General features: G+C 29.0%; 14 protein-coding genes, 1 tRNA gene and 2 pseudogenes. 1 reads left to right on the top strand and 16 read right to left on the bottom strand.

The genetic code is table 11. The features are described 5' to 3' along the window. Position 1: 1 nt before the first annotated feature. The 16 genes and pseudogenes from N5A56_RS02435 to N5A56_RS02365 all read right to left on the bottom strand — a co-directional run bounded on the left by N5A56_RS02435 (position 2) and on the right by N5A56_RS02365 (position 12,711). Positions 2 to 3,247 carry an HAD-IB family hydrolase gene (locus N5A56_RS02435; RefSeq protein ID WP_265726760.1) on the bottom strand — a complete coding sequence of 1,082 codons (3,246 nt, stop codon included), beginning with the start codon at positions 3,245 to 3,247 and terminating at the stop codon, positions 2 to 4. 2 nt (positions 3,248 to 3,249) lie between these two features. Next, positions 3,250 to 4,410, bottom strand: coding sequence for an alpha/beta fold hydrolase (locus N5A56_RS02430; RefSeq protein ID WP_265726761.1), 1,161 nt, complete (start codon positions 4,408 to 4,410; stop codon positions 3,250 to 3,252). A gap of 9 nt (positions 4,411 to 4,419) precedes the next feature. Further along, positions 4,420 to 5,355, bottom strand: coding sequence for an alpha/beta hydrolase (locus N5A56_RS02425; RefSeq protein WP_265726762.1), 936 nt, complete (start codon positions 5,353 to 5,355; stop codon positions 4,420 to 4,422). Beyond that, positions 5,355 to 7,190, bottom strand: coding sequence for a WS/DGAT/MGAT family O-acyltransferase (locus N5A56_RS02420; protein ID WP_265726763.1), 1,836 nt, complete (start codon positions 7,188 to 7,190; stop codon positions 5,355 to 5,357). Before N5A56_RS02420 ends, N5A56_RS02425 begins: the two co-directional genes overlap by 1 nt. A 187-nt stretch (positions 7,191 to 7,377) precedes the next feature. Continuing rightward, positions 7,378 to 7,451: transfer RNA gene (locus N5A56_RS02415), tRNA-Thr, on the bottom strand. A gap of 134 nt (positions 7,452 to 7,585) precedes the next feature. Beyond that, complete coding sequence (locus N5A56_RS17660) at positions 7,586 to 8,101, bottom strand: FAD-binding domain-containing protein (protein ID WP_420793186.1); 516 nt, start codon at positions 8,099 to 8,101, stop codon at positions 7,586 to 7,588. 363 nt (positions 8,102 to 8,464) lie between these two features. Beyond that, positions 8,465 to 8,895: pseudogene (locus N5A56_RS17655) on the bottom strand (deoxyribodipyrimidine photo-lyase); the annotation flags it as partial. Then, positions 8,895 to 9,358 (bottom strand): annotated as a pseudogene (locus N5A56_RS02405) (SRPBCC family protein). The pseudogenes N5A56_RS02405 and N5A56_RS17655, both read right to left, overlap by 1 nt. 1 nt (position 9,359) lies before the next feature. Then, on the bottom strand, positions 9,360 to 9,821 hold the full coding sequence (locus N5A56_RS02400; protein WP_265726766.1) for a TspO/MBR family protein: 462 nt from the start codon (positions 9,819 to 9,821) through the stop codon (positions 9,360 to 9,362). Beyond that, positions 9,808 to 9,990, bottom strand: coding sequence for a Lacal_2735 family protein (locus N5A56_RS02395; protein WP_265726767.1), 183 nt, complete (start codon positions 9,988 to 9,990; stop codon positions 9,808 to 9,810). The genes N5A56_RS02400 and N5A56_RS02395 overlap by 14 nt, the downstream gene beginning before the upstream one ends. Position 9,991: 1 nt before the next feature. Then, complete coding sequence (locus N5A56_RS02390; RefSeq protein ID WP_265726768.1) at positions 9,992 to 10,465, bottom strand: glutathione peroxidase; 474 nt, start codon at positions 10,463 to 10,465, stop codon at positions 9,992 to 9,994. Positions 10,466 to 10,480: 15 nt separating this feature from the next. After that, positions 10,481 to 11,164, bottom strand: a complete 684-nt coding sequence (locus tag N5A56_RS02385; protein WP_265726769.1) for an SDR family NAD(P)-dependent oxidoreductase — start codon at positions 11,162 to 11,164, stop codon at positions 10,481 to 10,483. Continuing rightward, entirely contained in the window at positions 11,165 to 11,380 is a 216-nt protein-coding gene (locus N5A56_RS02380) for a hypothetical protein (RefSeq protein ID WP_265726770.1), read from the bottom strand. It lies immediately after the preceding gene. A gap of 76 nt (positions 11,381 to 11,456) precedes the next feature. Beyond that, the gene (locus N5A56_RS02375) at positions 11,457 to 11,684 is read right to left on the bottom strand and encodes a hypothetical protein (protein WP_265726771.1); all 228 of its coding nucleotides are present in this window, start codon (positions 11,682 to 11,684) and stop codon (positions 11,457 to 11,459) included. A 72-nt stretch (positions 11,685 to 11,756) separates the two neighbouring features. Further along, positions 11,757 to 12,029: a TIGR03643 family protein gene (locus N5A56_RS02370; protein WP_265726772.1), complete on the bottom strand. Its 273-nt coding sequence runs from the start codon at positions 12,027 to 12,029 to the stop codon at positions 11,757 to 11,759. A gap of 484 nt (positions 12,030 to 12,513) precedes the next feature. Next, on the bottom strand, positions 12,514 to 12,711 hold the full coding sequence (locus N5A56_RS02365) for a hypothetical protein (RefSeq protein WP_265726788.1): 198 nt from the start codon (positions 12,709 to 12,711) through the stop codon (positions 12,514 to 12,516). Positions 12,712 to 12,870: 159 nt separating this feature from the next. Between N5A56_RS02365 and N5A56_RS02360 the strand changes: the two genes are divergently transcribed. Next, entirely contained in the window at positions 12,871 to 13,626 is a 756-nt protein-coding gene (locus tag N5A56_RS02360) for a hypothetical protein (protein ID WP_265726773.1), read from the top strand.

Here is a 13,626-nt window from a genome sequence, read left to right as displayed (position 1 = left end):
TTTAGTTATCTAGTTCTTTTAAAAATAAAGTTCTTACTTCATCTATATAAGTATCTATGTTTTTTGGTTTCCATTCAGATGTATCTACAGGGTCTAACACAACTACTTCAATATGAGTAGGATTAAACATTTTACTTCCTTTAGGCATTGCCATATAAGCGTTTTTAATTACAATTGGTACAATTGGTACTCCGCCTTTCATCGCTAAGTGAAAAGCTCCTTTTTTAAATTTCCCTAAAGTTTTACTTCCGCTTCTTGTACCTTCTGGTGCGATAGCAACAGATGTTCCATTTTTTAAAATTTCTGATGCATTTTTCATCGATTCTAAAGCTTTTTTCTTATTAGATCTATCAATAAAAATAGCACCCATTGCTTTAAATAAAGGACCAAATGGAGTCATCTCCAGCTCTTTTTTTGCTATTCCGGTAACGTCTTTTCTTAATAATTTTAAAACAATAAAAAAATCTGCTGAAGATTGATGATTAAAACAAAACACTGCAGGTCTATGGTCTTCTAAATTGTGTTTGTTTTTAACAATAATATCTAATCCAGCTAGTTTTGTACCTAAATCTCCTATACTAGAAATGGTTGTATTAATTCCTTCTTTATGAGACATTGTTAAAGCTCCTTTAAAAATACCTTTTAAAGCTGAAGGGTATAAGCTCGCTGCAGCTAAACCAGTTCTAAGTCCATTAACTAAAGGTTTTTTTGTGTTTTCTCTAAAACGAAGTATTTTCCAACTATTTTCGAAGGCTAATTGCGATAATTTACTATCAGGATTAGTGGCTATTGGTTTTCCCACTATTTCTAAAAGTGGATAATCATCAATACTATCTGTATAGAAAAAACTTTTAGAAAGATCGATGTTATTTGTCTTAGCAAAAGTTCTTCCTGCTCTTGCTTTTCCTTCCGCCCAACACATTTCTGAAATAGAGCCCGTAAACTTTCCTTTCTTAACTTCCATTTCTGTGCAAAAAATATCTTTAACTCCAAGCTCATTTGCTATTGGTGTAATTTGATACCTAGTTGCGGCAGAAATAATAACTACTTTATGTCCTTTTTCTAAATGAGAAGCAATTAAGGTTCTAGATTCTGGATATATGGTATTGGCTAAATGGTCTTTATAAACTTCTTCACCTAAATCTATAAATTGTTTTTCTTTTATTCCTTTTACACCAAGGGCAGAAATTTTTGTAAGGGTTTCAAAATCCCTATTACCAGATGCATAGACTAAAACGGTTGCAAATTGAGATAGTAATTCTTTAGCAGTAGATTTTCCGCTTAAGAGTCTAGATTTTAAAAACTGTTTAGCAGAAAAGTCATTAATTAAAGTTCTGTCTAAATCAAAAAATGCTGCAATATGACTCCCTTCTTCATCTTCAATTATTCTTTCTGGTATACTTTCTAAATCTGCTCCAGGAACAATTTCTTCGTCTTCAGATTTTTTATTTAGGTATTTTTTAGTGTTGATAATTTCTATTTTTTGTAGAAACAATAAGCGCTCTGTAAGATTGTCTAACAATTCCATCCAAATATCTAATTCTTTGAAATTTATTTTTTTATCAACAGGAGTAAATTTATGGTTTTTTGCTAACCTAAGTGCACTAACTAAAAATGGTTTAGAAACACTATCTAACCTACTAATTCTACTTTGCCAATGCAATTCTTTTCCTTTAAAAAGACACATTTCTATAAAATCTCCATCAGAAAATTCATCTTCTAAATCCCAAGTATGTAAAGTGTGACAAACAACTTTATTAGCTTCCAAGTATATTAATAATAATCCCTTAGAAACAAACATTTCTTGTCTAGTGAGTAAGCTTTCTATATCTCCATTAGGATCGCTAATAATTGTTCTCCAATTTTTATCAAATAAGTTTAATTCAGCTTCTATTTCACTACTAAACTTTGGTTTATTCGTATAAAAGAATTCGAATTTAAAAAGATTTCTTAAACGCATTATTTCTCTCCAAAAAGATAAAATTCTATCGTTTGATTTTTCATCTTTTATTTTAACCAATGCCATTTCTATAAATGCTCTATGGTATAGGTGTGCAGAAGCCATATTTGCATAATACGTAGCAGAAAGAAACTCTGATGAAGCTAAACTGTATTGTGTTTTATAGCCCGCTTTGTTTTTTTGAATTATTCCAGAACTCTGTAGAAGGTTTAAAGATTTCTGTACAGATGCTCCAATACTTTTTCCACGTCCAATTAGTACATCTTTTTTACGCTGATCTATGTAATTCATTAATTTAATTACATTAAATTCAATCTCTTTTTTAGTTAACGCAAAATTGTTTAATAAAACATTACAAACTAAAGAAACTGTAGTTACAGGTGTAATCATGTTCGCTTTATGAATCAATTCAAAAGCAAATCGTGGTAAAGTATTTTTATCGGAATAACTATCTTCTTCAATATCTGGAATTATTGCATTCTGATGTGCGCCAACATCTACAGGTTCTCCAAAACGGATGGCAGCTTTACCGTATTGATTTCCTAATTTTTTAAAGTAATTTACAAACGCACCAATATCTTCAGATTTTTTTGCTTTTCCTTTTCCTTCTTCTGTCATCTCTTTAACATCAGGAATTAGGTCATAAACAATGGAAACAGGAACATACTTTATGTCTTTAGTGCTCTCTTGCTCACCTTCCATAATGTATTTTAAAATCCCCATTTGCGGATAAACAATCTTACCAGTTCTAGAACGTGTGCCTTCAATATTCCAAGTTAAGTGATCGCCATTTTCGATCATACAAGAAATATAGTGTCTTAGAGCTGCTTTATAAATTAGGTCGTCTTTAAAACTTCTTCTAATAAATATTAAGCCAGAGTTTTTACCTAACTGTTTAAAACCTGGTACTGCTAAATTTATCCCTCCAAAAGTATATGGAATAGGCATTCCGTAACGAGCTAAAGTGGTTACTAAAACAACCGTGTCTAAATAAGTTTTATGTGTTAAAATAAATGCAACAGAATTTTGTCGCATTAATTTCATTAGTTTTTTTATTTCTTTTGGGTCTATATCTATCTTATTATTATAAGCTTTAGACATCATAAATTGAAATCCTTTTACAGATAACATATTTGCAACCGGATGTTGTTGAGAATACAATTCGGCAATACAACTTGCACCAGTTTTTTGCACTTTAGAAATGTCCATTTTTTGCTCTTTAGCAATTAATTGGAGTTTTTCTTGAAATTTAGTATTATTGATAATGTTATGTAAATTATGTTCCATAATCAATTAAAAAAGAGGTTTGTGAATTTTTCAGCTCCTTTTTTCTCCCAAAATTTAGGAAAGAATAAGCTTTCAATTTTAGAGGTAATTCCTTTAGGTTTTTTACCTGTTATGTTTGTGTTTAAAGTATTTGCAACTGTTAATAAAACAGAAGCATTAGCACCCATACCACAATGACTTCCAAAAACTTCAATATTTTTGATGTCTTTTCTAAGTGTTTCTGCTTCCATACAATGTTTCCATGGTAAAAGACCATCAGTTTTAGTGTAAATACAAGTTATTGGTACCTTAGGTATTTCTTCTAGTTCTTTTATAAATTTCGCATTTCTTTCTCTTAGTTTTTTTCCTCTTAAAAACTCTAAAGATCTGATTACAGGTGTTTTCATGTTTTCTACACCCCAAACAGGAGATCCAATTGTAATTAATTGTTCTACCTTATCAGGATGTCTATTTGCTATTATTTTAGCAAAAATACCACCGCCACTCCAGCCAACTAAACTTACTTTTTCTTGATGTTTTTCGTAAATTTCATCTAGTTTTTCAATAAGTTTAGGTAATGATTTTGAGTTTATCATATTTACTCCCAAATCCCATTTATAAGTTTCGAAGCCAACAGATTTTAAATAATTTCTAACAAAAGTTGTAGACAAATCATTCCCTAGATAAGGAGGCATTAATAATACTGGTTTGTTTTTAGTTACTTTATGTTTAGGTATAAATGGATAGATACCAAACATGGTAAACCATTCTATTGCAGATCTAGTTTCTAATAAAACATTAAAGAGAGGAGGAGATTCAATTTTTCTATTTATCTCATCAACTTTTACTGTAAATGTTTTTAAAGTTAATTTTGCAACTTCATTAGTGCCGGTTTTAGTAGCATTAATTTCGCTGATTCTTTTAAGAACAATAATTAAAGTTACATAATCTCTGTCTGGACCAAAATCTTCACAAACAGATATGCATTCATCTAAAAGTGTGTTTACATCTTTCTCGATTAGTTTTCTTTCATCGATAAGGCTAATAATCATTTTTTCAAAAGGATGAAGCTCAAACTTTTGAATAACAGTTTCTTTTGCTTTTTTTAAAGTCATGCCTTTAGACATAGCTACTTTTAGAGCAAGTTTTGTAAATGATGTATATAATGTTTTGTTGTTTTCCATTTTTTTAATTTAGGCTTTTACTCTTTCGTTAAGCCAATTAATAACGTCTTGTTCAACTTCCTTTTTATTAACTTCGTTTAGCATTTCATGTCTTCCTCCTTTATATAATTTAAAGGTAAGATCTTTAATACCAGATTTTTTGTATCTTTTTGCAACTTTCTTTACTCCTTTACCCATTTCTCCTACTGGATCTTTATCGCCAGAGAAAATTAAAATTGGTAACTCTTTTGGTGTATTTAAAAAAGTTTGAGATTTATTTATTTTTTTACTTCCTTTTAAAATATCTAAAAACACACTTAAAGAAAAATCTTCAACTCTTAATGGATCAGCTTCAAATAAATCAACTTGATTTTTATCGCTACTAATCCAATCTACTTTGGTTCTATTGGGTTTAAATTTTTTATTAAACTGTGTAAAAAATAAATTTTTAAGTAATTCATTACTTCGATGCTTACCATTTATTTTACTCAAAAATTTTGCACTAAAAAGTCCAACAGAACCTAAACCTTTCATAAAACCTGCAGTACCAGATAAAATTAAAGCCTCTAAATCATCGCCATATTTGGTTACATATTCTCTACTTAAAAGAGAACCCATGCTATGCCCTAATAGTATTATTTTTTTATTTGGATGCTCTTTTTTTATGATTTCTGATAGCTGACGCATATCATTTATAGCATCAGAAAAATAATTATTTCCATCATAAAAACCTAAAAAAGCATCACTTTTGGCAGATTTTCCATGAATTCGATGATCGTTTGCATAAACCTCATAACCTTCATCTTGTAAAATTCTAGCAATGGGTTTATACCTGCCTGCATGCTCACCAACTCCATGTGAAATTTGTACTATTCCTTTTAATGTTGTGTTTTTATTAGATGGCCATTTGTAATAAAAAATAGTTTTTCCGTCAATAGTATTATATGTGTCAGTCGTAAAATTCATTAATTATTATCTAAAAAATTAGAAAGTAATTTTAATAATTTTTCAATATTCTTTTTAGTTCCAGTAAGTTTAATTCGTTCTTGAATAATAATTTCTTCTAATAGTAAATTCTTTTTATAAAGATTTAATAAGTTCATATCGTCAATTTCGATTTTTACAAGTGGTTTTGTTGTTTTTTTCTTTTTTACACTTACAATTTCTTTTTCAATTGCTAATTGGTAATTTGTTGTTTCCTCATCTAAATTTAATTGAAAATCATATAAACCAAGAAATTGATTTTTAATAGTTTCATTTTCATTAACGAATTTTCTAAGTGCATTAAAAAATGGTATGCTTTTAGTTTTTTTAGCTTTTTCAGCAGACTTTTGTTTTCCTTTATTTAATATAATTGCTTCTAACTCATTTGCAGATTCTCTAATATATCTAGAAAACTTGTCTGCATCTGGCATTGTTTTAGCATCTGAAGTAGTAGTAATTGAAACAGATCCATTATAGCTAAAGGCAGCTATAATTAAACCAAAACCATCTAATACTGGTGTTAAACCAAAAATACCTACAATTTTATGTCCTTTTAAATATAAAGGGTTTTGTGGCCCAGGAACATTTGTAATAGTAACGTTAAAGGGAGGTCTATGAAATTCTTTTATATTATACTTGCTGTATAAACCAGCAGCTAAATTTGCCAGACCAAAAGGTACAGCGTCTGCCATTTTAGAAAGTGCTTTTGCTCCAACAGCTTTATGTCTAGATTTTCCTTGGTTGGTTTGTTCTTGTATATATTCTAATCGCTCAATAGGATTTTTAATATGTGTAGCAATTTTTACTAGCATATTAGAAATCTGATTGTTCATTTTTTGTTTTTCTCCTTTAACTCTAATAGAAATGGGTACATTAGCAACTAAAGGTTGCACAGGTAGTTTTTCTTTTTCCTCTAAATACCTTCTAATTCCTCCAGCACATATCGCTAAAATTAAATCGTTTACACTTACTTCCATTATTTTACGAAGTGTGTTAATCCTATCGAACTCTAAAATTGCAGTTCCCCAAGTTCTTTTTGGTGAAACAGATTCGTTAAATATAGTTTTTGGGGTAGAAAAAGAGTTTTTATGAATTACTTTTTTGCTATTGATTTTACTGTTTAATTTTCCTTTTGCTAATGAATAAGCTGTTTCTCCTACCAGTTTAGGTATTTTTAATGGGTCTTTAAAAAAGCTATAAGAACTTTTTAAAAGTAAACTCATTTCATCAGGTAATGGATCTGGATCATATGGTTTAGGTGCAGTTGTTTTTTTGCTTTTATCCTCTTCATTTTTGTCAAATAAAATTCCCATTATTCCAACTCCAGAACTTCCATCAATCATTACATGGTGAATTTTAGAAACAATTGCAACAGACCCTTTTGGTACTTGAGAAACTTCATCCAAACCTTCAATAAAACTAATTGACCATAAAGGTCTTCTTAAGTCTAAAGGGCCACTGAAAATAGACGATGTCATATCTCTAAGAGTTTTCCAATTGGAAGGGTCTGGTAATTTTAATCTATTAATGTGTAAGTCAATATCAAAATTAGGATCATCTGCCCAATATGGATAATCTAAATTCATAGGTACATTCACAAGTTTTTTTCTAAACTTAGGAATTAAATGAATTTTAGAAGCAACAATATCTTTGAAGTCATTAAACTCAATTGATCCTTCAACAATAGTTAATGTTGCAATATGCATTGGACTTGTTGGAGATTCTGCATATAAAAAAGTAGCATCCTGCCCAGATACTTGTTGAATAGAACTATCTAAAGCATCTTGTAAAAGATCTTTTATTATCTTTTTAGCCATGTATATCTATAATTAGTTAATTAGAATTGAGTGAAAATTATGGATAAATTAAATTTTACCATAAAATTTTCGCAACTCTGCAATATAAATAATTTTAGTTACATTTTCTAATATGAAAACAATAGAATTAAGTTGTTTTTTTGAATAAAAAAAGTCTCAAAAATTATTTTTGAGACTTTTTAACTTGAGCCAATGGAGGGACTCGAACCCACGACCTGCTGATTACAAATCAGCTGCTCTAGCCAGCTGAGCTACATCGGCTTTTTGATTTAAGAGTTGGCAAATTAAAGACAAAAAAATAAACTGAACAAGAGAAATTTAATTTTATTTTTAATTTATAAAAACAACAAAATATGTTTTATTAAATTTTGAGCAATTTTTTATTAAAAAATGTCTTAAAAGAGCTGATTTAACGCTTTTTTATAAGTTTCTAGGCAGCGTTCTCTTGCAAGTTTATGATCAACAATTGGAGTTGGGTACGTTAATTCTTGAAAGTCTGGAACCCATTTGTTTATATACTTTAATTCTTTATCAAATTTTTGAATTTGAGTTGTTGGATTAAAAATTCTAAAATAAGGAGCTGCATCAACACCAGTTCCTGCTACCCATTGCCAATTCCCTATATTGCTAGATTGCTCATAATCATGTAGTTTTTCTGAAAAATAAGCTTCTCCCCATCTCCAATCTATTAATAAATGTTTACAAAGAAAACTACCAACTAACATTCTAATTCTATTGTGCATAAAACCTGTTTGGTTTAATTCCCTCATGCCTGCATCTACAAGCGGATAACCAGTTAATCCATTGCACCAAGCATTGAATTCTTCTTCGTTATTTCTCCATAATATTCTATCATACTTGGGTTTAAAGCTGTTTTTTACAGTATGCGGAAAATGCCACAAGATTTGCATAAAAAACTCCCTCCATATTAATTCTTTTAAGAAAGTTATGTTATTACTTTTGGATGCTTTGTTAGTAATTTTTCTAATACTTACTGTACCAAATCGTAAATGTGTTCCTAATTTAGATGTACTGTTCTTTGCTGGGAAATTTCTAGTTTCTTCATAGTTGTCAATTAATACCTTAGAAGCAGTATAATTTTCTACTTTTAGAGTAGATTTTGTAAAACCAATTTCGTTTAAAGATAAAGATTGATGAGTTACATTTTTAATGAATTGTTCTAATTTTTCTTCTGATGGATAAGATTGAATCTCTTTTGCGTTAAAAGCCTCAATCCATTTTTTTGAATAAGGTGTAAATACTTTATAGGCAGTTCCATCTTTTTTAACAATCTCGTTTCTCTCAAAAATTACTTGATCTTTATAAGTTTTAAAGTCAATATTTTTAGTTGCTAAAAAATCTTTAATTTCTGAATCTCTTTTAATAGCATAGGGTTCGTAATCGTGATTTGTAAAAACGGTATCAATTAAATATTTTTCAGAGATTTCTTTGAAAACTTCAATTGGTTTTTTGTTATAGATTGTAATTCCACTTTGTATCTTTAAAAGGTGCTTTTCTATTTTTTTATTTCTTGATAAATAAAAGAAACGCGAGCATCGTTTTTTTGTAATTTGCTTAAAATGTCTTCATCAAAAATAAAAATAGGAAGTATTTTTTTACCAGAATTTAAAGCATGATATAAACCACAGTTGTCATCTAAACGTAAATCTCTTCTAAACCAAAAAATATTTATATACTGTTTCATTATTTATATTCCCCATAAAGTTCTATTAATTTTTTTGTCTGTAAGCGAAAATTTCTTCCAATTTAGGTTTTACTAAAAAAGGTTGAACCAATTGCCCTAAAATTCCCATGGGAACTTTGTAATCTATTATATCTTCCATTTCTACACCACCATCAATTTCTTTAATAAAGTGTTTGTGGTGCCATAAAGCATAGGGTCCAAAACGTTGTTCGTCTACAAAATATTCGAGTTCTTTTATGTGGGTAATTTCAGTTACCCACTTTGTTTTTATGCCAAGAATTGGAGTAACAATATATTGAATAATTTGACCTGCAAACATTGGTTTTTCTGCTCCAGAAAGAATATCAAAACTCATATAGTCTGGTGTTATCGTTTTTAAGTTTTTTGGGTTTGATAAAAAACTCCAAGCTTTTTCTATAGTAATTGGTAGTTTCTGAGTTCTATGGAAGGTGTAAATTTTCATTTTAATTATGGATTAAAATATAAAGGTTTAAAGAGGTTGCAATACAAAGCCAAATTATATACGGCAGTAATAATAGCTTAGAATTCGAAACTTTAGAGCTTAATTTAAAGAAATAATAAAATAGGAGTGAGGTTAGTATTATTAGGATAATAAACCCAAATAATATTAAATGTTGATTAAAGAAAATATAGTTCCAACTTACATTTAATATAAATTGAAGTAAAAAAAATAGTTGCAACTTAAGAGAGTTACTTTTTGTAAATATCTTTGCTAAGTATAAAGAGAAGCAAATCATTATTGTTGTCCAAGCAACACCAAAAGCCCAACCCGGAGGAGACCAAGGTGCTTTATTTAAATCTTGATACCAGGTTGTTAAAGGGCCATTATTCATTAACCAACTTCCAATTGCTAATCCTCCAAAATTAATGACTAAAAATAAAATTGTTAACTTAAATTGTTTCATTTTTTATTTTGAGTTTTTCTATCTTTTTAAGAATGTTTTCAGCTTCTAAATACTTTTTGTCGCTTTCACTTCTGTTTATAGATTGAAGTTTGAAAGCATCTTCCATTATTTTTTTATAAGCTTCTTGTAGTTTTTCAACTTCAGACTTTCTTTTAAATAAGTTAAACATTTTATTTTAAGTGTTTTGTAATTTTTGAGCTTAACGGTTTTGTAATCGAGAAATAATAATCAATTAGTTTTCCCTCTTTGTCAATAATATATTTTTGAAAATTCCATTTTACAGAAGAGCTTTTTTTGCCATTCAATTTTTTAGATGTTAACCAAGTATATAATGGGTGTTGGTTGTCTCCTTTTACATCAATTTTTTCTGTGATTAAAAAAGATACACCATAATTTACTTGGCAAAACTCTTCAATTTCATCAGAATTACCTGGTTCCTGTTTTCCAAATTGATTACAAGGAATACCAATAACTACTAAGTTTTCTTTGTAAGTATCACTTAATATTTGTAGGTCTTTGTATTGAGGTGTAAAGCCGCATTTTGAGGCTACGTTTACAAATAATATATACTTGTTTTTATAGGTTGAAAAGTTGATAGGTTTACCTTGTAAACTATCAATCTTTATATCGTAAAAATTGGTCATATTAAAGAATTTGTATTATAATTTAAAGCTTACTATTCCGCAATCGAGTTCAAATATTTGACCAGAAATGGATTTTGCTTTATCAGAAATTAAAAATGTAGCCATGTCTGCAACTTCTTTAGGTTGTAAGAATTTTTTAAGAGGATGACGTTCTTTAATATTGTCTATCATTCTTTCGTTTCTTAACAACTTTGCAGCTAAGTCTGTTTCTGTAACTGTGGGCGCAATGGCATTTACTCTAATTAAAGGTGATAATTCTGCACCAAGAGATTTTGTTAAACCTTCTACGGCAGATTTGGCTGCAGCAATACTAGCATGAAAAGGCATACCTAGTTTTGCTGCTACTGTACTAAATAATAAAATAGATGGATTTATTCCTTTTTTTAAGGCAGGCAAAAAATGCTGAATTGCTTTAACAGCAGAAACAACATTTATTTCAAAATCAGTTCTAAAGTCTTCTAATTTTAGCCTAGAAATAGGTTTTAAGTTAATGCTCCCAGGGCAATAGATTAATGTGTCTATTGTGTTAATTTCTGGTAAGTCATCAAAAAGAATATCGCAAGAATAATGAGTTAAATTAGTATGAGGTTGCAGTGGTAACGATCTGCTGATATTAATAATTATATGATTATCAATTAAAGTATTTACAATTGCTTGTCCAATTCCTTTACTTCCCCCAATTACTAAAATTTTTCTCACCTATTTTCTTCCTTTCAAACGCTTTTCAATTTTTTGTTTTACAACAGTTAAACGTTTCATTAAATCCATTAATGCTGGATCTTTATCTATTTTATATACTTCATTTAATTCTAGAATAAGTGCTTTTACCTCTCTAGATGCTAAAATTCTATCACTTGTAGTCTTAAACGAGAATTTTCTTGTCTCAAATTCTACTGCTCTCTCTGTTAAATCCATGCTTTACTTTTACTTATTTTTTCTAATTTGTGAATATAATTATAAAAGTTAGAAAAGCAAGTAAAATATGAGTTTATTAAGATGCAGTAAGTGGTTTTCCTTTTAAACGTCTTTCAATTCTCTGTTTTATAGTTGTTAAGCGTTTCATTAAATCCATAATTTCAGAGTCTTTATTCTCTTTGTAAATTTCATTTAAGCTTAAAATCAAAGATTTTGCTTCTCTAGCCGCTAATACACGGTCGCTAGTTGTTGGAAATCGCATTTTTCTTGTTTCGAATTCTAATGCTTTTTTTATTAATTCCATATTTTTGTTTTATTGTTTTTTTTGATTTACTTTTTTATAAATACTCTATTTTGTGTCGTAAATCAATTATTTTTATCTTTTCGAAATAGAGTTGCTTGTTATTAATTTTTGTCTGGTACATTTAAACCTACCTTTTTCAAAAGATCTAAGTTTTTCATGTTTCGTTTTTCTACCTTGTACTCTTTTTCTCCACATTCTAAAGCTTTTAAGCTTTATTTCTTTCCGCATAAGGTTTATTACTTCTTGTTCTTTTAAACCAAATTGAAATTTTATAGCTTCAAATGTGGTTCTATCTTCCCAGGCCATCTCTATTATTCTGTCAACTTCTATACCATTAAATTGCATTTATTATAGATTTAATTGATAGTTTCATAAAAGAATAATCATCTTCTTTTATGATTTAATTTCATGTATCAAATTCATTATCAGTTACAAATATACTAAAATTATATTTACGTTTAATTATATTTAAAATAAGTTAAACAAAAATAACGCATGAATTGATAATTATCCAAAAGAGATTAAGTTAATAATGAGCATTTTGTTCTTATTTATGCTAATTTATTTTTAAATAGATATTATTAAGCAATTTTAATTTTGCGCAAAAAAAACTTCAGAAATAAATCTGAAGTTTTTGTCGGGGTGGCAGGATGATAACTAAACCGCCACTATGCAGTAAAATCAATACTTTAGGAAAAGTGCTAAAACAGTGTGAACCGAATTGTAGACCTAATAGTTAAATTGAAATAGTATGTTTTGTTTGAACGTCTAAAACAAATTTACGATTTTAACTTTATTAAAACCAGATAAATAGCGTCAAATATTATGATTAATCTATTAAATATTTATTAATAGTTTCTTCCTCAATACCACTATAATTAGCAAAATCTTTTACCGTTAAAAATTGATGAGGTTCTTTATCTAAATACTCTTTTATCTTGTTAATAAGCTTACGACAATAACGTTCACTACGTCCTGTGATGCGCTGAATATCTTTTGGGTATATACAAGCTCTTTTTGTAATCATCATACTTTATCTATGCTTTAACCATACTTAAAACCAGTAGTATCATTTTTGGAGTATTTAGGTTTAATCGGTAAGAATGGTTTTAAGCGGTTTGTCTTTTTCTTATGTAAGTCATAAAGTTACGTGATTTGAAAGATTAATCATAAAAAATGTAAAATTATGGCAAAACAAACTGGAATTATTAAATTAAAAGGAACTATTGGAGGTATTTCTTTTTACAAAACTTCTGATGGACACCTTGCTCGTGAAAAAGGAGGTGTTGATAAAAACAGAATTCAAAATGACCCTGCCTTTCAAAGAACTCGTGAAAATGGTTCTGAATTTGGAAGAGCTGGGAAAGGTGGAAAAGTATTACGAAATGCAATTCGTGTGCTTTTACAAAACGCAAAAGACAAAAGAGTTGTCTCTCGTTTGACGAAATCTTTAGTAGCAATCACAAAAACAGATACTACTAATGAAAGAGGTTCAAGAACTTTACAGGATGGAAATTTAAGCCTATTGGAAGGCTTTGAATTTAACTTGAATGGTAAATTGGGAGCTACATTATTTGCTGCTTATACCAAAACTTTTGATAGAGTTACTGGTGATGCAACTTTAGATTTAGCCGCTTTTTCACCAACTATTAGAATTGCTGCGCCTGCAGGAACAACACATTTTAAAATTGTTATGGGTGCATCTGAATTAGATTTTGTAAATGAAACCTCAACTTTTGAGAATGACGAAACTGCAATTTTACCTTATTCTGCTGCAAATACTGCTGCTATTGCTTTATCTGTTACGATTACTGCAAATTCTACATTACCAGTAGTTCAAGTATTGGGTGTAGAGTTTTATCAAGAGGTAAATGGACAAATGTATGCGCTTAAAAACGGTGCTTACAATGCTTTATCTGTAGTTACTATTGATACTCCATAA

It is taken from the genome of Polaribacter ponticola (assembly GCF_026191475.2).
Taxonomy (GTDB): Bacteria; Bacteroidota; Bacteroidia; order Flavobacteriales; family Flavobacteriaceae; genus Polaribacter; species Polaribacter ponticola.
The sequence above is the reverse complement of the archived record's forward strand: the minus strand, read 5'-3'. Positions and strand labels throughout refer to the sequence as shown.

Excerpts from the sequence above, each read along its gene's own strand:
- N5A56_RS02375 (WP_265726771.1), bottom strand. The coding sequence starts at position 11,684 with ATGGAATTAATAAAAAAAGCATTAGAATTCGAAACAAGAAAAATGCGA.
- N5A56_RS17660 (WP_420793186.1), bottom strand. The coding sequence starts at position 8,101 with ATGCAAATCTTGTGGCATTTTCCGCATACTGTAAAAAACAGCTTTAAA.
- N5A56_RS02365 (WP_265726788.1), bottom strand. The coding sequence starts at position 12,711 with ATGATTACAAAAAGAGCTTGTATATACCCAAAAGATATTCAGCGCATC.
- N5A56_RS02430 (WP_265726761.1), bottom strand. The coding sequence starts at position 4,410 with ATGGAAAACAACAAAACATTATATACATCATTTACAAAACTTGCTCTA.
- N5A56_RS02435 (WP_265726760.1), bottom strand. The coding sequence starts at position 3,247 with ATGGAACATAATTTACATAACATTATCAATAATACTAAATTTCAAGAA.
- N5A56_RS02400 (WP_265726766.1), bottom strand. The coding sequence starts at position 9,821 with ATGAAACAATTTAAGTTAACAATTTTATTTTTAGTCATTAATTTTGGA.
- N5A56_RS02425 (WP_265726762.1), bottom strand. The coding sequence starts at position 5,355 with ATGAATTTTACGACTGACACATATAATACTATTGACGGAAAAACTATT.
- N5A56_RS02390 (WP_265726768.1), bottom strand. The coding sequence starts at position 10,465 with ATGACCAATTTTTACGATATAAAGATTGATAGTTTACAAGGTAAACCT.
- N5A56_RS02380 (WP_265726770.1), bottom strand. The coding sequence starts at position 11,380 with ATGGATTTAACAGAGAGAGCAGTAGAATTTGAGACAAGAAAATTCTCG.
- N5A56_RS02360 (WP_265726773.1), top strand. The coding sequence starts at position 12,871 with ATGGCAAAACAAACTGGAATTATTAAATTAAAAGGAACTATTGGAGGT.
- N5A56_RS02395 (WP_265726767.1), bottom strand. The coding sequence starts at position 9,990 with ATGTTTAACTTATTTAAAAGAAAGTCTGAAGTTGAAAAACTACAAGAA.
- N5A56_RS02370 (WP_265726772.1), bottom strand. The coding sequence starts at position 12,029 with ATGCAATTTAATGGTATAGAAGTTGACAGAATAATAGAGATGGCCTGG.
- N5A56_RS02420 (WP_265726763.1), bottom strand. The coding sequence starts at position 7,190 with ATGGCTAAAAAGATAATAAAAGATCTTTTACAAGATGCTTTAGATAGT.